The 17,712-nt window shown below is 52.9% G+C and carries 15 protein-coding genes and 1 rRNA gene; 8 read left to right on the top strand and 8 right to left on the bottom strand.

Annotated features, from left to right (window positions below; translation table 11 throughout):
* The first annotated feature begins 26 nt into the window (after window positions 1–26).
* Window positions 27–142: ribosomal RNA gene (rrf, locus tag AM329_RS18375) — 5S ribosomal RNA — on the top strand.
* A gap of 94 nt (window positions 143–236) precedes the next feature.
* Here the strand turns inward: rrf and mobB are convergent.
* Both mobB and mobA read right to left on the bottom strand, forming a co-directional pair.
* Complete coding sequence (mobB, locus tag AM329_RS18380; protein ID WP_003861899.1) at window positions 237–740, bottom strand: molybdopterin-guanine dinucleotide biosynthesis protein MobB; 504 nt, start codon at window positions 738–740, stop codon at window positions 237–239.
* Window positions 737–1,321 (bottom strand): molybdenum cofactor guanylyltransferase MobA, encoded by a 585-nt coding sequence (gene mobA, locus AM329_RS18385; RefSeq protein WP_032608129.1) that lies wholly within the window; start codon window positions 1,319–1,321, stop codon window positions 737–739. The genes mobB and mobA overlap by 4 nt, the downstream gene beginning before the upstream one ends.
* A 68-nt stretch (window positions 1,322–1,389) precedes the next feature.
* On the opposite strand from mobA, the gene AM329_RS18390 reads away from it, so the two are divergent.
* The 3 genes from AM329_RS18390 to dsbA all read left to right on the top strand — a co-directional run bounded on the left by AM329_RS18390 (window position 1,390) and on the right by dsbA (window position 3,372).
* Window positions 1,390–1,659, top strand: coding sequence for a YihD family protein (locus AM329_RS18390; protein ID WP_003861904.1), 270 nt, complete (start codon window positions 1,390–1,392; stop codon window positions 1,657–1,659).
* A 75-nt stretch (window positions 1,660–1,734) separates the two neighbouring features.
* Window positions 1,735–2,721 carry a serine/threonine protein kinase gene (locus AM329_RS18395; protein ID WP_003861905.1) on the top strand — a complete coding sequence of 329 codons (987 nt, stop codon included), beginning with the start codon at window positions 1,735–1,737 and terminating at the stop codon, window positions 2,719–2,721.
* 27 nt (window positions 2,722–2,748) lie between these two features.
* Window positions 2,749–3,372 (top strand): thiol:disulfide interchange protein DsbA, encoded by a 624-nt coding sequence (gene dsbA, locus AM329_RS18400; protein WP_003861908.1) that lies wholly within the window; start codon window positions 2,749–2,751, stop codon window positions 3,370–3,372.
* Window positions 3,373–3,394: 22 nt separating this feature from the next.
* Here the strand turns inward: dsbA and AM329_RS18405 are convergent, their stop codons facing one another.
* Window positions 3,395–4,303, bottom strand: a complete 909-nt coding sequence (locus tag AM329_RS18405; RefSeq protein ID WP_032610145.1) for an acyltransferase — start codon at window positions 4,301–4,303, stop codon at window positions 3,395–3,397.
* A gap of 439 nt (window positions 4,304–4,742) precedes the next feature.
* Here AM329_RS18405 and polA point away from each other — a divergent pair, with 439 nt between their 5' ends.
* Window positions 4,743–7,535, top strand: coding sequence for a DNA polymerase I (gene polA, locus AM329_RS18410; RefSeq protein WP_032608128.1), 2,793 nt, complete (start codon window positions 4,743–4,745; stop codon window positions 7,533–7,535).
* Window positions 7,536–7,847: 312 nt separating this feature from the next.
* Here polA and yihA read toward each other — a convergent pair whose 3' ends face one another.
* Window positions 7,848–8,477, bottom strand: coding sequence for a ribosome biogenesis GTP-binding protein YihA/YsxC (yihA, locus tag AM329_RS18415; protein WP_003861913.1), 630 nt, complete (start codon window positions 8,475–8,477; stop codon window positions 7,848–7,850).
* A 579-nt stretch (window positions 8,478–9,056) separates the two neighbouring features.
* Here yihA and yihI point away from each other — a divergent pair.
* Together yihI and hemN are read left to right on the top strand one after the other, a co-directional pair.
* Window positions 9,057–9,572 (top strand): Der GTPase-activating protein YihI, encoded by a 516-nt coding sequence (yihI, locus tag AM329_RS18425; protein WP_032608127.1) that lies wholly within the window; start codon window positions 9,057–9,059, stop codon window positions 9,570–9,572.
* Window positions 9,573–9,760: 188 nt separating this feature from the next.
* On the top strand, window positions 9,761–11,134 hold the full coding sequence (gene hemN, locus AM329_RS18435) for an oxygen-independent coproporphyrinogen III oxidase (protein WP_032608126.1): 1,374 nt from the start codon (window positions 9,761–9,763) through the stop codon (window positions 11,132–11,134).
* A 48-nt stretch (window positions 11,135–11,182) separates the two neighbouring features.
* Here the strand turns inward: hemN and AM329_RS25630 are convergent, their stop codons facing one another.
* The 4 genes from AM329_RS25630 to glnA form a co-directional block, all read right to left on the bottom strand.
* Window positions 11,183–11,293, bottom strand: a complete 111-nt coding sequence (locus tag AM329_RS25630; protein ID WP_017382667.1) for a YshB family small membrane protein — start codon at window positions 11,291–11,293, stop codon at window positions 11,183–11,185.
* Window positions 11,294–11,403: 110 nt separating this feature from the next.
* Window positions 11,404–12,816, bottom strand: coding sequence for a nitrogen regulation protein NR(I) (gene glnG / locus AM329_RS18445; protein WP_003861919.1), 1,413 nt, complete (start codon window positions 12,814–12,816; stop codon window positions 11,404–11,406).
* Between the two features lie 11 nt (window positions 12,817–12,827).
* Window positions 12,828–13,877, bottom strand: coding sequence for a nitrogen regulation protein NR(II) (glnL, locus tag AM329_RS18450; RefSeq protein WP_003861923.1), 1,050 nt, complete (start codon window positions 13,875–13,877; stop codon window positions 12,828–12,830).
* A 167-nt stretch (window positions 13,878–14,044) separates the two neighbouring features.
* On the bottom strand, window positions 14,045–15,454 hold the full coding sequence (gene glnA / locus AM329_RS18455) for a glutamate--ammonia ligase (RefSeq protein WP_003861925.1): 1,410 nt from the start codon (window positions 15,452–15,454) through the stop codon (window positions 14,045–14,047).
* A gap of 377 nt (window positions 15,455–15,831) precedes the next feature.
* Between glnA and typA the strand changes: the two genes are divergently transcribed.
* Window positions 15,832–17,655 carry a ribosome-dependent GTPase TypA gene (gene typA, locus AM329_RS18465; RefSeq protein ID WP_003861927.1) on the top strand — a complete coding sequence of 608 codons (1,824 nt, stop codon included), beginning with the start codon at window positions 15,832–15,834 and terminating at the stop codon, window positions 17,653–17,655.
* The last annotated feature ends 57 nt before the right edge of the window (window positions 17,656–17,712 follow it).

Consider the following 17,712-nt stretch of genomic DNA (forward strand, 5'->3'; position numbering starts at 1 on the left):
AGCCTGATACAGATTAACAGAATTTGCCTGGCGGCTTTAGCGCGGTGGTCCCACCTGACCCCATGCCGAACTCAGAAGTGAAACGCCGTAGCGCCGATGGTAGTGTGGGGTCTCCCCATGTGAGAGTAGGGAACTGCCAGGCATCAAACAAGTGAAGAGGCCATCCGCAAGGATGGCCTTTTTGCGTTTGTTTGCTGAAAAACGGCAGGCCTTAAGAAGCCGTCACCCGGCAGATTTCAGACTGCACACCACGCCGAAATAAACGCTGCAATCCCCTCCACATTATTCAAATCCAGAACCGGTACTTTCAGCGTCAACGCAACGTCACTGGCCACGGCAATCACATGTTCATCCAGCGTTAACTCACTTACGTCATGTCCGGCATCGCTTCTGAATAGCAGGATCTTCGCAACAGCCTCATGCTTAAACCCCTCAACCAGCACCAGATCCAGCGTGGAGTGATCCATCCGGCTGACAAGATAAGCGAGATCCAGCGGTGCTTCATCCGGTGTTTCTGTCATTAACGCCCAGCGCTGGTTACTCGCCACCATCGTTTGTGCAGCGCCAGCCTTACGCAGCTCATAGCTATCTTTCCCCGGTTTATCGACATCCATGTTATGGTGCGTATGCTTAATCAATCCGGGACGAATGCCTTTGGCGCAAAGTGCAGGTATCAGTTTTTTTAGCAGCGAAGTTTTCCCGGTGCCACTCCAGGCTGAGATCGCTAATACGGGTATCATTTTCTCTCCTGCATCATCTGCAAATCTTCCGTCGTGTTTACATTCACAAACGCCGATTTCATGTCGCTGAAATCAACGGAATGCCCTCCGGACTGGCGCATAAATACCATGACGCGTCGCTCTCCTGCGGCCAGGTAATCTTCCAGCGCGGATATTAACGAGCGATTAATCAATGCGATCGTTGGATGGTCGCGTTCACCGTCGTGTACCCAGACGACGGGAGCACCACCGCGCCGCTGCACCAGACGTTCAACCAGACAGGACGGGATGAAGGGCGTATCACATGGACAAAAGAGAAACCACTCTCCGTACGACTGCTGCATAACAGAAAGCATTCCCGCCAGCGGACCGGGGTAGTCCGCCAGGTTATCCTGATAAACCGGATACCCGCTGCGCTGATAGATATCAACATGTCGGTTAGCGCTGATCGCCATCGATGACACCTGATCTGCAAGCGTATCAGCAACATGCTGCCATAATGGTGTGTTGTTCAGGAGCTGAAGTCCCTTATCCTTTCCACCCATTCGCGTTGCCCTGCCCCCGGCCAGAACAACCCCGATGATTTCCTGGCATTGATTCACGAATATCGCCTCTTTTATTGTGGGATTTACCCTGCTAACGTGTCTCTCTAAATGAAAGGAGCACTACCATGAAATGTAAACGTCTTAATGAAGTCATTGAGCTTCTCCAGCCGGCCTGGCAAAAAGAGCCAGAGCTGAATCTGATGCAATTTTTACAGAAACTGGCGAAAGAGTCAGGTTTTGATGGCGAACTGGCGGACCTTTCTGACGACATCCTGATCTACCACCTGAAAATGCGTGACTCGGCTAAAGATGCTGTTATTCCTGGCATTCAGAAAGATTATGAAGAGGATTTTAAAACCGCATTACTGCGCGCCCGAGGCGTAATTAAAGAGTAAAAGCTTGTAAGCGGAGCCACCGAAATCGCCACAAGATGATATCCTGAATCATTCGTATAATTTCCGGATGATCGGATGAACGACCAGGCTTTTACTTTCCAGACACTACACCCGGATACCATTATGGATGCGCTGTTCGAGCAGGGTATTCGGGTGGATTCCGGGTTAACCGCTTTAAACAGCTACGAAAACCGTGTCTACCAATTTCAGGACGAAGAGCGCCAGCGCTTTGTCGTAAAGTTTTACCGTCCACAGCGCTGGTCCGCAGAACAAATTCAGGAAGAACATCAGTTTGCCCACGATCTACTGGATGATGATGTTCCCGTTGCGGCACCGATTAAATTCAATAACCAAACGCTGCTGACCCATCAGGGCTTTTACTACGCGGTATTTCCGAGCCTGGGCGGAAGACAGTTTGAGGCAGATAATATCGATCAGATGGAATGGGTTGCCCGCTATCTGGGGCGCATTCATCAGACGGGACGTAAAAAACCGTTTGTTGCCCGTCCGACGATTGGTGTTCAGGAATATCTTATTGAGCCGCGACAGGTATTCGAAACATCGGCGCTGATCCCGAATGCACTAAAGGATAATTTCCTCACGGCGACCGATAAGCTTATTGATGCTGTAAAAGCCTGCTGGCGGGATGATATTACTACTCTGCGCCTGCACGGTGACTGCCACGCCGGGAATATTCTCTGGCGCGATGGGCCGCTATTTGTCGATCTTGATGACGCACGTATGGGACCCGCGGTGCAGGATCTATGGATGCTACTCAACGGTGATAAAGCCGAGCAGCGCATGCAGCTTGAGACCATAATTGAAGCTTATGAAGAATTTATCCCCTTTAATTCAGACGAAATTGCCTTGATAGAGCCTTTACGTGCGATGCGATTTGTTTATTATCTCGCGTGGTTAATCAGGCGTTGGGAAGACCCGGCTTTTCCCCGAAATTTCCCCTGGCTTACCGGGGAGGATTACTGGCGCAACCAGATATCCACATTTACCGAGCAGGTTAAGGTTCTACAGGAACCCCCTTTGCAATTAACGCCGATGTATTAATTGGACACACCCAGGAGAGAGTTGATCATGAAAAAAATTTGGCTGGCGCTGGCTGGTATGATTCTGGCATTTAGCGCAACTGCTGCGCAGTTTACCGACGGCAAGCAGTACATTACGCTAGACAAGCCTGTTGCTGGCGAGCCTCAGGTGCTGGAGTTCTTCTCCTTCTACTGCCCGCACTGCTACGAGTTTGAGCAGGTACTTCATGTTTCTGACAACGTGAAGAAAAAGCTGCCGGAAGGCACCAAAATGACGAAATACCACGTTGAGTTCCTTGGCCCACTGGGCAAAGATCTGACTCAGGCATGGGCGGTCGCGATTGCGCTGGGTGTGGAAGATAAGATCACCGCGCCTATGTTTGAAGCCGTACAGAAAACCCAGACCGTACAAACTACGGCAGATATCCGTAAAGTGTTCGTAGATGCCGGTGTGAAAGGTGAAGACTACGACGCTGCCTGGAACAGTTTTGTGGTGAAATCTCTCGTGGCACAGCAGGAAAAAGCTGCCGCTGACTTCCAGTTGCAGGGCGTGCCGGCGATGTATGTTAACGGCAAATACCAGGTGAATATGCGTGGTATGGACACGACCAGCATGGATATCTTCGTACAACAGTACGCTGATACCGTGAAATACCTGGTTGAGAAAAAGTAACAACCATAAAGAAAAACGCCGGTCACTGACCGGCGTTTTTGTATGAAGATTTAATCTTCGCTATCTGCTCGTCTTTCTCTTTCCAGAGTGTATTAAGCCAAAGCTGGAAACGACGTTTGAAGTTTTTATCGTTGACGTAATCCCCGTGCAGTTCAGTATTGACGGGCACCAGATCAACGCGGACAACGATACGCGTCAGCCTGCCGCTGAGCATGTCGTAGAATGGCGTCCTGTCGTTTTCCGGATAGCAGAGCGTTACGTTCAACAATTTATCGAACTGCTCACCCAGCACGTTGAGCGCCATTGCGATGCCCGCAGCCTTTGGCGGCAACAGGTTCTGATAAGGAGAGCGAGTTTGCTGGCGCTTCTCTTCGGTAAAGCGCGATCCTTCGACGAAGTTAACAATGGTGGTGGGATGCGCGCGAAACTTCTCGCAAGAACGGCGCGTGGTTTCCACGTCCTTACCGCGGCGTTCCGGATGACGAATCAAATAGCTGCGTGAATAGCGTTTCATAAACGGCATATCCAGCGCCCAGCAGGCCAGACCAATGAAAGGCACCCAGGCCAGCTGCTGTTTCAGAAAGTATTTATTCATCGGAATGTGTTTGCGAAACAGTACGCACAATACAACAATGTCGGCCCAGCTGTGGTGATTGCAGATCAGCAGATACCAGTTCTTTTTGTTCAGCTTCTCCAGACCCTGAACGTCCCACTTCAGCCAGGGGTTCAGATGCAGCAGGATCGCCAGGCCTTCACACCAGCAGTACATCATAAAATTACAAAAAGCAGACACCGCGCGCCATACCGGAGGGACAGGCAACAGGAGCTTAATTATTCCGGCAACGATGATTGGCACAGAACAGGCGATAGTAACCAGAATAGTTAAAATGACGCTAAATAATAATGTTATCGCAGCGAGTATTCTCGACATGATGAATTTTTTCAGATAGTTAGCTGTAATTGAGCAGCCGGCTATCCGGTGCTGGGCGCCGATCTTATCAGAAATTCGCTCAGACCAGGGCGCTTTCACACCAGGAGGCCGCGGCTTTTCCTGGCAGGCCTCGAATTTTTCCCTATAGACAAGGTGCTTAAGCCTTATATCCACATAGACTAAATAACCATCAGTGAGGTGTGATCTTAATTGATCTTGTATTAATTGTTTGATTTAAATAGATAAATAAGTTTTCAATATCACTTTTATCAAGCTGTTATTCACCTGTATTAAAAATATGCACAAACTTATCCACAGTTTTGTTTTGCGAGCGATCTTCCCGATCGCAAAATCTTTTTCTGTATAAAGCGCTAAAACCTGATGTTTTCATCCTTCTGTGGCATCCTTTACCCATAAATTCATAACAGGCACGGACATTATGGTTCAGATCCCAGAAAACCCACTTATACTCGTCGATGGCTCTTCTTACCTGTATCGGGCGTATCATGCGTTTCCTCCTCTGACCAACAGCGCAGGGGAACCTACCGGCGCAATGTACGGCGTGCTGAATATGCTGCGCAGCCTGATTCTGCAATACCACCCAACCCATGCGGCCGTGGTGTTTGATGCGAAGGGTAAAACCTTCCGCGATGAATTATTTGAGCATTACAAATCACACCGTCCCCCTATGCCTGACGATCTGCGTGCGCAGATTGAACCGCTGCACGCTATGGTGAAAGCGATGGGGCTGCCACTGCTGGCGGTCTCTGGCGTTGAAGCTGACGACGTTATTGGTACCCTGGCGCGCGAAGCGGAAAAAGCAGGCCGCCCGGTTCTGATCAGTACCGGTGATAAAGACATGGCGCAGCTGGTAACGCCAGGGATTACGCTGATCAACACCATGACAAACACCATTCTTGGCCCGGAAGAAGTGGTCGCCAAATATGGTGTGCCGCCAGAGCTCATTATTGATTTCCTCGCCCTGATGGGCGATTCCTCGGATAACATTCCTGGCGTGCCGGGCGTGGGTGAAAAAACAGCTCAGGCGCTGCTGCAAGGGCTGGGCGGGCTGGATACGCTGTATGCAGAGTCCGACAAAATTGCCGGTCTTACCTTCCGTGGCGCAAAAACCATGGCCGGAAAACTCGCCGATAACAAAGAGGTGGCTTATCTCTCCTATCAGTTGGCCACTATCAAAACTGACGTAGAGCTGGAGCTTACCTGCGAGCAGCTAGAAGTGCAGGAACCCGCCGCCGACGAACTGCTTGGTCTGTTCAGAAAATACGAATTTAAACGCTGGACCGCGGATGTTGAAGCCGGGAAATGGCTTCAGGCGAAAGGGGCTAAACCTGCGGCGAAGCCGAAAGAGACCATCGTTGTCGATGCCGAAGAGCAGGCAGAAGAAGAGGCGATAGCGCTCTCCTTCGACAACTATGAAACCATCCTGGAAGAGTCACGGCTCGTCGCCTGGATTGAAAAGCTGAAAAAAGCGCCAGTATTTGCTTTCGATACCGAAACGGACAGCCTTGATAACATTACGGCTAATATGGTGGGTCTGTCATTCGCGACGGAGCCGGGTGTTGCCGCCTATGTTCCGGTTGCTCACGACTATCTGGATGCGCCGGAGCAAATCTCCCGCGAGCGCGCCTTAGAACTACTGAAGCCGATTCTGGAAGACGAGAAAGCGCTGAAGGTCGGGCAAAACCTGAAGTATGACCGCGGTATTCTGCAAAACTACGGCATTGAGCTGCGTGGTATCGCTTTTGACACCATGCTTGAATCTTACATTCTGGACAGCGTGGCGGGCCGCCATGATATGGATTCCTTATCCGATCGTTGGCTGAAACACAAAACCATCACCTTTGAAGAAATTGCCGGTAAGGGTAAAAATCAGCTGACCTTTAACCAGATCGCGCTGGAAGAGGCAGGCCGCTACGCCGCGGAAGACGCTGACGTCACGCTACAGCTGCATCTCAAAATGTGGCCGAAATTGCAGAAGCACGAAGGGCCGCTGAATGTGTTCGAGAACATTGAGATGCCGCTGGTGCCTGTGCTGTCCCGCATTGAGCGCAATGGCGTTAAAATCGACCCAACGGTGCTGCATAACCACTCTGGTGAGCTGGCGCAGCGCCTGACCGAGCTTGAACAGAAAGCGCATGAGCTTGCTGGCGAGGCATTTAACCTGTCGTCACCGAAACAGCTGCAAACCATCCTGTTTGAAAAACAGGGTATCAAGCCGCTGAAGAAAACCCCGGGCGGCGCTCCTTCAACGTCTGAAGAGGTGCTGGAAGAGCTGGCGCTGGACTATCCGCTGCCAAAAGTTATTCTGCAATACCGCGGTCTGGCTAAGCTGAAATCGACCTATACCGACAAACTGCCGTTGATGATCAACCCGAAAACGGGCCGCGTGCACACCTCCTATCACCAGGCTGTGGCGGCGACCGGGCGACTTTCGTCAACCGATCCTAACCTTCAGAACATTCCGGTGCGTAATGAAGAGGGCCGCCGTATTCGCCAGGCTTTCATTGCGCCAGAGGATTATCTGATTGTCTCCGCGGACTACTCGCAAATCGAACTGCGTATTATGGCGCACCTGTCACGCGACAAAGGCCTGCTGACGGCCTTTGCCGAAGGGAAGGACATCCACCGGGCAACCGCTGCCGAAGTGTTTGGGCTGCCGCTGGAGAGCGTGACAAATGAGCAGCGTCGTAGCGCAAAAGCGATCAACTTCGGTCTGATTTACGGCATGAGTGCCTTTGGTCTTTCACGCCAGCTCAATATTCCGCGTAAAGAGTCGCAGAAGTATATGGATCTCTACTTCGAGCGGTATCCGGGCGTGCTGGAATATATGGAACGTACCCGCGCGCAGGCGAAAGAGAAAGGCTACGTTGAAACGCTGGATGGCCGTCGTCTCTACCTTCCGGACATCAAATCCAGCAACGCCGCGCGCCGCGCGGGTGCTGAACGTGCTGCGATTAACGCCCCTATGCAGGGCACTGCGGCGGACATCATTAAACGCGCAATGATCGCCGTCGATGCCTGGTTGGAAAAAGAGAAGCCGCGCGTGAAAATGATCATGCAGGTACACGATGAACTGGTCTTTGAAGTTCATAAAGACGATCTGGAGACGGTCTCTCAGAAGATCCATGAACTGATGGAAAACAGCATGAAGCTGGACGTTCCGTTGCTGGTGGAAGTGGGTAGCGGCGAAAACTGGGATCAGGCTCACTAAGGGTTAACGGAATAACGCGCGTTTTATGTAAGTAAGCAACATAAGTACGCGCGTTTTGTGACGATCATTAGAATTCCCTATGTAAAGAATGAAAAAAAACTACAAAAAGTGCTTTGTCCAGCGATAAAAAAAGAGTAGAGTTAACGACGTAGGGTACAGAGGTAAGATGTTCTATCTTTCAGACCTTTTACTTCACGTAATCGGATTTGGCTGAATATTTTAGCCGCCCCAGTCAGTAATGACTGGGGCGTTTTTTATTGCGGCAAAGAAAGTTTCAGGCGAAAAAAAGCGCGGTCATCGCCGCGCCTGTTATTACTCTGCTTCCGCTTCTGTCGCCGGTTCCAGATCGTTAAACCAGCTGTCGAGCTTCTGACGCAGTTTATCCACGCCCTGCTTTTTCAGCGAGGAGAACGGTTCAACCTGTACATCACCGTTGAATGCCAGCACCGCTTCACGAACCTTATTCACCTGTGCCTTGCGCGCGCCGCTCGCCAGCTTATCCGCTTTTGTCAGCAGTACCAGCACCGCAATATCGCTTGCCACCGCCCAGTCAATCATCTGCTGGTCGAGATCTTTCAGCGGATGACGAATATCCATCAGCACCACCAGGCCTTTCAGACACATGCGTTTTTCCAGGTATTCACCCAGCGCACGCTGCCATTTGATCTTCATCTCTTCCGGTACCTGCGCGTAACCGTAGCCCGGTAAATCGACCAGGCGTTTGCCTTCAGCCACTTCAAACAGGTTAATCAGTTGTGTACGGCCAGGTGTTTTTGAGGTACGCGCCAGGTTTTTCTGATTGGTCAGCGTATTCAGGGCACTGGATTTTCCCGCATTGGAGCGGCCAGCAAATGCCACTTCAATCCCTGTGTCTGAGGGCAGGTGGCGAATATCGGGCGCACTGGTGACAAAATGCGTCTGTTGGTAGTTCCAGGTAGTCACGTGGTCGTCTCCAAAAATCGTAATCTGCGGGGATTATACCTGAATGCGGGCAAAAGGCTTTTCCCTTCGTCATTGACATGTAAGTGAAAGCCCTGCGAAATGTAAGAGATTTGCCCTTAAGCGTATGAGAAATTTAAGAGAAATCGCAGGCGCTAAAAAACTCAAGATATTAAAATTCAAAGAGTTATTAATGAGTAATTATCTGAAAATCCGGTTTTGTATCTTTTCGTTGCTTGTTAGTTTAAAGGAACAAGGTAAAGTGTGTGCTACGGCGAGGATGCCAACAGGATAACGACTTAAGGATAAGGGTCAGGAGCGCCAGGAGGCGAAGACTCAGGATTGTCAGGATGACCGGCGCCTGGAGGCGTTTTTAACAGGAAACGGAACCGTATCACGGACGGTAGTAGCCAAGGGATAAACAGGGTTTGTTGCAGGCAAACAGGGAATGTCTGACCCGTTAAGGGTTGTGAGTCAGGAAAAAAGGCGACAGATTGCTCTGTCGCCTTTTTTCTTTGCTTGCTTTCTGCTAGATTTCGCCGCAATTCTATACTGAAGAAAACGACTTAAAGATAAAACATCATGAAAAAACCGACCTCCGCTGCGGGCGCGAAACGCCCTGCAAAAGCACGCCGCAAAACGCGCGAAGAACTGAATCAGGAAGCGCGCGATCGCAAACGCGATAAAAAACATCGTGGCCATGCTGCGGGTAGCCGTGCTAACGGTGGCGGTGCCGCAGGCGCTTCTGCAAAAAGCAAGCAGCAGAAAGATCCTCGTATCGGCAGTAAAACTCCCATTCCACTGGGCGTGACAGACACCCCGGTCACTAAGCAGCACAAACCAAAGAGCGAGAAACCTATGCTTTCACCGCAGGCTGAGCTGGATTTGCTGGAGAACGATGAGCGCCTGGACGCGCTGCTGGAACGTCTTGAAGAGGGTGAAACCTTGACCGCCGAAGAGCAGTCATGGGTGGATGCCAAACTGGATCGCATCGACGAGCTGATGCAGAAGCTGGGTCTGTCCTACGATGATGAAGAAGACGAAGAGGAAGACGAAAAGCAGGAAGATATGATGCGTCTTCTGAAGGGTGGAAACTAACATTTGCACCCGGCAGGTACACTCGTCCTGCTTATAACCCTTCCGGTTATATGTTATCTGGTGTGGTTATTCGTTAAACTACGGCGGTTGTCGCGGCGACAGAAGTGGCTGCGCACCCGAATGATGGCCCGCAACGGGACCAGAACGGGCCGCCGTATACGAACGCGACACCAACGGAAGGAGTGAGCATGTCTGTACCATCTATCGACTGGGATTTTGCCCTGATCCAGAAATATAACTATTCCGGGCCGCGTTATACCTCATACCCCACCGCGCTGGAGTTTTCTGACGCTTTCGGCGAGGCGGATTTTCAGCATGCTGTGGCGCGCTATCCCGAGCGCCCGCTGTCGCTCTACGTCCATATTCCATTCTGCCATAAGCTCTGCTACTTCTGCGGCTGCAATAAAATCGTTACCCGCCAGCAGCACAAAGCCGATCAATACCTCGATGCGCTCGAACAGGAAATTCTGCACCGCGCACCGCTGTTTAAAGGGCGTCACGTTAGCCAGCTTCACTGGGGCGGTGGTACGCCAACCTATCTGAATAAAGCGCAGATCAGCCGCCTGATGGCGCTGCTGCGCGACAATTTCAGTTTTAACGACGACGCCGAAATTTCGATCGAGGTCGATCCACGTGAAATCGAGCTGGATGTGCTGGATCATTTACGCGCTGAAGGCTTCAACCGCCTGAGTATGGGCGTACAGGACTTCAATAAAGAAGTACAGCGCCTGGTAAACCGCGAGCAGGACGAAGCGTTTATCTTTGCCTTACTCAACCATGCGCGTGAAATCGGCTTTACCTCAACGAATATAGACCTGATTTACGGCCTGCCGAAGCAGACGCCGGAGAGCTTCGCCTACACGCTTAAACGCGTGGCTGAGCTTAACCCGGACCGTCTGAGCGTCTTTAATTACGCGCACCTGCCGACGCTGTTCGCCGCTCAGCGCAAAATCAAAGATGCGGATCTGCCTTCCGCCCAGCAGAAGCTAGACATTTTGCAGGAGACCATCGCCTCGCTGACCGAAACCGGCTATCAGTTTATCGGGATGGATCACTTTGCCCGCCCTGACGACGAACTGGCAATTGCCCAGCGCGAAGGTGTTCTCCACCGTAACTTCCAGGGTTACACCACCCAGGGCGATACCGATCTGCTCGGAATGGGCGTCTCCGCCATTAGCATGATTGGCGACTGCTACGCTCAGAACCAGAAAGAGCTGAAGCTGTACTACCAGCAGGTTGATGAAACGGGTAACGCATTGTGGCGCGGCATTGCGTTAACGCGTGACGACTGCATCCGTCGTGATGTGATTAAGGCGCTTATCTGCAACTTCCGTCTCGAATTCCGCGAGGTGGAGTCGCAATGGGATCTGCAATTCAGCGATTACTTTGCCGAAGACCTGAAACTCCTTGCGCCGCTGGCGAAGGACGGGCTGGTGGATGTGTCGGAAAGCGCGGTGGTCGTCACGCCGAAAGGACGTCTGTTGATTCGTAATATCTGCATGTGCTTCGATGCCTATCTGCGTCAGAAGGCGCGTTTACAGCAGTTCTCGCGGGTGATTTAAGTTGAAAAGCCGGGTAAGCGAAGCGCCACCCGGCTTTTCATCAGCTCGTTAGCTAAACAGCCCAACCAGCGCCGCACACAGCACCGCCGCAACGGCAGTTTGTGGCGTGTGGCTTTCTGCTGCTCCGCTCGAAAGCAAAGTCACTAATGATTCCAGCATGATGCTCCCCCCTGTTTCCGGGCACGATCATACAAAACTCATCGGAACAGTAAAGCGCAAAATAACGGCACTTTGCGCTCACTTAGTAACCTTTACACAGCGGAGTAAGATCACTCCATTCCCAGCTCTTTCAGCTTGCGCGTCAGGGTGTTTCGACCCCATCCCAACAGGCGAGCCGCTTCCTGTTTGTGGCCCTGGGTATGACGAAGCGCGGTAGTTAACAGCGTGCGCTCCATCTCCGGCTGCGCTTCGGAGAGCAGATTTTGATGACCGGAACGCAGCGCGCGATCTGCCCACTGCGCCAGCAGCGTCGCCCAGCTGTCCGGCAGCGCATGTCCGGCGGTGCTTTCGGGCACGGTGGCTTCAAACAGCTCGGCGGGGAGATCCTGAATCAACACTTCCTGTCCGGCGGCCATCACGGTCAGCCAGCGACAGGTGTTTTCCAGCTGACGCACGTTGCCAGGCCATGCCAGACGGGTGAGGGCGGCATCCGTTTCCGGATGAAGCTGCTTGGCTTCCACGCCCAGCTCACGGGCCGCCACTTGCAGGAAATGGCGCGCCAGACGCGGGATATCTTCCCGACGCTCGCGCAGCGGCGGCAGGTGGACACGGATCACGTTCAGACGATGGAATAAATCCTCACGGAATTTCCCCTCCTGCACGCGCAGCTCCAGGTTCTGGTGCGTCGCGGCAATAATGCGCACGTCCACCTTCACCGGCGCATACCCGCCCACGCGGTAAAACTGGCCATCTGCCAGCACGCGCAGCAGTCGGGTCTGAACATCCAGCGGCATATCGCCGATTTCATCCAGGAATAGCGTTCCGCCGTCAGCCTGTTCAAAGCGTCCCTGACGAATGGTATTTGCCCCGGTAAACGCCCCTTTTTCGTGGCCGAACAGCTCAGATTCAATTAAATCCTTAGGGATCGCTGCCATGTTCAGGGCGATGAAAGGCGCTTTCGCCCGCGGGCTGTGGCGATGCAGGGCGTGCGCAACCAGCTCTTTACCGGTCCCTGATTCACCGTTAATCAAGACGCTGATAGACGAGCGCGACAGACGCCCGATGATGCGAAACACGTCCTGCATGGCCGGCGCTTCACCGATGATGTCCGTCGTAGGCCCGAAATCCGGCGCGTGGCGGGGCTGCTGTTGCTCCTGATAGTGGCTGATGGCGCGTTCGACCAGGGCAACGGCTTCGTCGATATCAAACGGTTTTGGCAGATAATCAAACGCCCCCTGCTGGTAGGCGCTAACGGCGGCATCCAGGTCGGAGTGGGCGGTCATTATGATGACCGGAAGCATGGGGTGGCGCTGTTTGATCTGCTTTAAGAGCGCCAGTCCGTCCATGCCCGGCATGCGAATATCCGAGAGCAGAACGTCCGGCGTTTTGGTGGTGAGTGCGTCGAGCACCTCGCTGCCGCTCTCAAACGTCGTGCAGCTTAATCCCGCTCCCGTGAGTGCGCGTTCAAGCACCCAACGGATGGAGCTATCGTCATCGACTACCCAGACTATCCCTCGTTGCATAAACGTCACCTTTATTTTTTAATCGGCAGGAAAACCGAAAACTCGGTATGTCCCGGCCAACTGGTAAATTCAATTTTGCCGGAGTGTTGGTCAATCAAATTTCGGGCTATGGATAACCCCAGCCCGGTGCCGCCTTCGCGACCGCTGACCATCGGGTAGAACAGAGTGTCCTGGAGATGCGGCGGGATCCCCGGCCCGTTATCTTCCACATCAATACGTGCCGCCAGACGATAACGCACGCCGTGCAGCGTCAGCTGGAACGCGGTGCGGGTACGCAGAATAATTTCGCCACCCTCCGGGCCCAGCGCCTGCAACGCGTTACGCACAATGTTCAACAGCACCTGTTCAATCTGGTCCGGATCGTGCGCCAGCTCCGGCAGGCTTGGGTCGTAATCACGCACCAGCGTGACGTTATCCGGCAGCTCCATAGAGACGAGTTTCACCACCCGCTCCGCGACCTTGTGAATGCTTTCTGAAACATGCATCCCCGGCTGCTGTGGCCCGAGCAGGCGATCGACCAGATTACGCAGACGGTCCGCCTGCTCAATAATGACGTTGGTATACTCCGCCAGGGCAGGGTCAGGCAGCGCTTTGGTCAAAAGCTGTGCCGCACCGCGTAAGCCGCCCAGCGGGTTTTTGATCTCATGGGCCAGCCCGCGCACCAGGTCGCGCGCCGCAATCTGCTGCGCATGCTGAAGCTGCTCCTGGCTGAGACGACGTTGGTTATCCATCGGCGCCATTTCCAGCAGAATCATGCCATCTGGCAGGCGCTGTGCGGTGAGGGACAAAATATGCGAGCGTCCGTCAATCACCAGCGTCACTTCGTTATCGGTGAAGCCCTGACCCGCCTGCAAACTCTCCTGCATCAGACCAATATTCAGCGAGAAATAGCTCAGCAGTTCCGGCAGCGGCGTGCCAAACAGTTTTCTGGCGCTTTGGGCGAGCAGCTGTTGCGCCGCCGGGTTGGCGTAATGCACCGCCAGCTCGTCGTCGACCAGCAAAATACTGTTAATCAAAGAATTGAGGATCTGCCCAGCATCGGGCAGCGTGCCAGTTGCCATTCAGCAGTCTCCTGGAGTCGTTGCACTATTTTAGTGCAGTATAGCGTTTTAGAGGTAAAAAGCGCGTGAGATCAGGTTGTTGGTGGAGAAAAAAGCCCATCCGAAGATGGGCTAAAGTTTCCACGGCAACTACTCCCGACGCGTATGCGCCGAGTAAAACAAAACAATTAAACGCTGTAGTACAGTTCAAACTCAACCGGGTGCGGCGTCATGCGAACGCGGTCGTTTTCTTCGGTACGCAGCGCGATGTAAGCGTCGATAGCTTCATCGGTGAACACGCCGCCAGCGGTCAGGAACTCGCGGTCTGCGTCCAGCGCTTGCAGGGCTTCTTCCAGAGAGCCGGCAACCTGTGGGATCTCTTTCGCTTCTTCTGGCGGCAGGTCGTACAGGTTTTTGTCCATGGCTTCGCCCGGGTGGATCTTGTTCTTGATACCGTCCAGACCGGCCATCAGCAGTGCTGCGAAGCACAGGTATGGGTTAGCCGCCGGGTCCGGGAAGCGCACTTCGATACGACGCGCTTTCGGAGACGCAACCACCGGGATACGGATAGAAGCAGAACGGTTACGGGCAGAGTACGCCAGCATCACGGGTGCTTCGTAGCCTGGAACCAGACGCTTGTAGGAGTTCGTGGTCGGGTTCGCCAGGGCGTTGATCGCTTTAGCGTGTTTGATAACACCGCCGATGTAGTGCAGCGCCTGCTCAGACAGACCCGCATACTTGTCACCAGAGAACAGGTTGGTGCCGTTCTTGGACAGGGACATGTGGCAGTGCATGCCGGAACCGTTGTCGCCAAACATTGGTTTTGGCATGAAGGTCGCGGTTTTACCGAAACGGTGCGCAACGTTGTGTACAACGTATTTGTAGATCTGAATCTCATCCGCTTTTTTGGTCATGGTGTTGAAGCGGGTAGCGATCTCGTTCTGGCCAGCCGTTGCCACTTCGTGGTGGTGCGCTTCAACAACCAGGCCCATCTCTTCCATGATCAGACACATGGTAGAACGGATGTCCTGTGAAGAATCGACCGGAGGAACCGGGAAGTAACCGCCTTTCACGCCCGGACGGTGACCTTTGTTACCACCTTCGTACTTGGTGGAAGAGTTCCATGCGCCTTCGATGTCATCGATAGCGACGTGGGAGCCAGAAATGGAAGCACCAAAACGGATGTCGTCGAACAGGAAGAACTCTGGCTCTGGCCCGAACAGAACGGTGTCTGCGATGCCGGTAGAGCGCAGGTACTCTTCAGCGCGTTTTGCGATGGAGCGTGGGTCACGGTCATAGCCTTGCAGCGTGCCAGGTTCCAGAATATCGCAGCGGATGATCAGCGTAGGTTCTTCGTAGAACGGGTCAATGAGCGCAGTGGTTGCATCTGGCATCAGAACCATGTCGGATTCGTTAATGCCTTTCCAGCCGCCAATGGAGGAGCCGTCAAACATTTTGCCTTCTTCAAAGAATTCGGCGTTCACCTGATGAGCAGGGATCGTAACGTGCTGTTCTTTACCTTTGGTATCGGTGAAGCGCAGATCAACAAACTTCACTTCATGTTCGTTCAGCATCGTCAAAACGTGTTCAGCGGACATACTTAACTCTCCAGATTGGTCATTGTCGTCGTGGTAACGAGGTCTTCAAATCGGCTGGGCTGCCATATTTTTACTGTATTTCTGTAAAGCGAAATCTGTGCCAACTTTTAAAACACCCCAAAAAGGCGTTATCATGCGCACCATAGTGCAGAAGGGCTGCACCACATTGGATTTGTTGCACCATTATAGTGCTTCTGTGTGAACATCGAGCACCATATTGGTGCAATTTACGTTAAAGTGCCCTTTTACCGCTCCGTGAAAGCGATCACAAAGCATCTCTGCAATACTTGTTTGCGGGGGATGTTTGTGATCCTGTTTTGTAGTGCGATTAATCCGTGTACAATAACGCGCTATTTCTAAATGCCTGAGGCAAAGTTGTGATCGAAAAATTGCGTAATATCGCCATCATCGCGCACGTCGACCATGGTAAAACTACCCTGGTTGATAAGCTGCTACAGCAGTCCGGTACGTTTGATGCTCGTGCCGAAACTCAAGAGCGTGTGATGGACTCCAACGATTTGGAGAAAGAGCGTGGGATTACCATCCTCGCCAAAAACACCGCTATCAAATGGAATGACTACCGTATCAACATCGTTGATACCCCAGGGCACGCCGACTTCGGTGGTGAAGTTGAGCGCGTGATGTCCATGGTGGATTCCGTGCTGCTGGTGGTTGACGCATTTGATGGCCCTATGCCGCAAACGCGCTTCGTGACCAAAAAAGCATTTGCCCACGGCCTGAAACCTATCGTTGTGATCAACAAGGTTGACCGTCCTGGCGCGCGTCCTGACTGGGTTGTTGACCAGGTCTTCGACCTGTTCGTTAACCTCGACGCGACCGACGAACAGCTGGACTTCCCTATCGTTTATGCGTCTGCGCTGAACGGTATCGCCGGTCTGGATCACGAAGACATGGCGGAAGACATGACTCCGCTGTACCAGACGATTGTTGACCGCGTTCCTGCGCCAAACGTTGACCTGGAAGGCACCCTGCAAATGCAGATCTCTCAGCTCGACTACAACAACTATGTTGGCGTAATCGGCATTGGTCGTATCAAGCGCGGTAAAGTGAAGCCTAACCAGCAGGTCACTATCATCGATAGCGAAGGGAAAACCCGTAACGGTAAAGTTGGTAAAGTGCTGACTCACCTGGGTCTTGAGCGTATCGAGAGCGACATCGCTGAAGCGGGCGACATCATCGCTATCACCGGTCTGGGTGAACTGAACATCTCCGACACCATCTGCGATCCGCAGAACGTCGAAGCGCTGCCAGCCCTGTCCGTTGATGAACCAACCGTATCCATGTTCTTCAACGTCAACACCTCTCCGTTCTGTGGTAAAGAAGGTAAGTTCGTTACCTCTCGTCAGATCCTTGACCGCCTGAACAAAGAGCTGGTGCACAACGTTGCGCTGCGCGTTGAAGAAACCGAAGACGCTGATGCATTCCGCGTTTCGGGTCGTGGTGAGCTGCACCTGTCTGTTCTGATTGAGAACATGCGTCGTGAAGGTTTCGAGATGGCGGTTTCCCGTCCGAAAGTTATCTTCCGCGAAATCGATGGCCGTAAACAAGAGCCGTTCGAAAACGTAACGCTGGACGTTGAAGAGCAGCACCAGGGTTCTGTGATGCAGGCACTGGGTGAGCGTAAAGGCGACCTGAAAAACATGAATCCAGATGGCAAAGGCCGCGTACGTCTCGACTACGTGATCCCAAGCCGTGGCCTGATCGGCTTCCGTTCTGAGTTCATGACCATGACTTCCGGTACCGGTCTGCTGTACTCCACCTTCAGCCACTACGACGACGTTCGTCCGGGCGAAGTGGGCCAGCGTAACAACGGCGTGCTGATCTCCAACGGTCAGGGTAAAGCGGTTGCGTTTGCGCTGTTCGGTTTGCAGGATCGCGGTAAGCTGTTCCTGGGTCACGGTGCTGAAGTTTACGAAGGCCAGATCATCGGTATTCACAGCCGTTCTAACGACCTGACGGTAAACTGTCTGACCGGTAAGAAACTGACCAACATGCGTGCGTCCGGTACTGACGAAGCAACGGTTCTGGTTCCACCGATCAAGATGACGCTGGAGCAGGCTCTGGAATTCATCGATGATGACGAACTGGTCGAAGTGACGCCTCAGTCAATTCGTATCCGTAAACGTCACCTGACTGAGAACGATCGTAAACGTGCAATGCGCGGTGCGAAAGAAGACTAATTCGGTTATGCCGTAGGCCGGGTAAGCGCATGCGCCACCCGGCAACGAAAAAGCCGC

The organism is Enterobacter cloacae complex sp. AR_0002 (assembly GCF_001922365.1).
Taxonomy (GTDB): Bacteria; Pseudomonadota; Gammaproteobacteria; order Enterobacterales; family Enterobacteriaceae; genus Enterobacter; species Enterobacter hormaechei_C.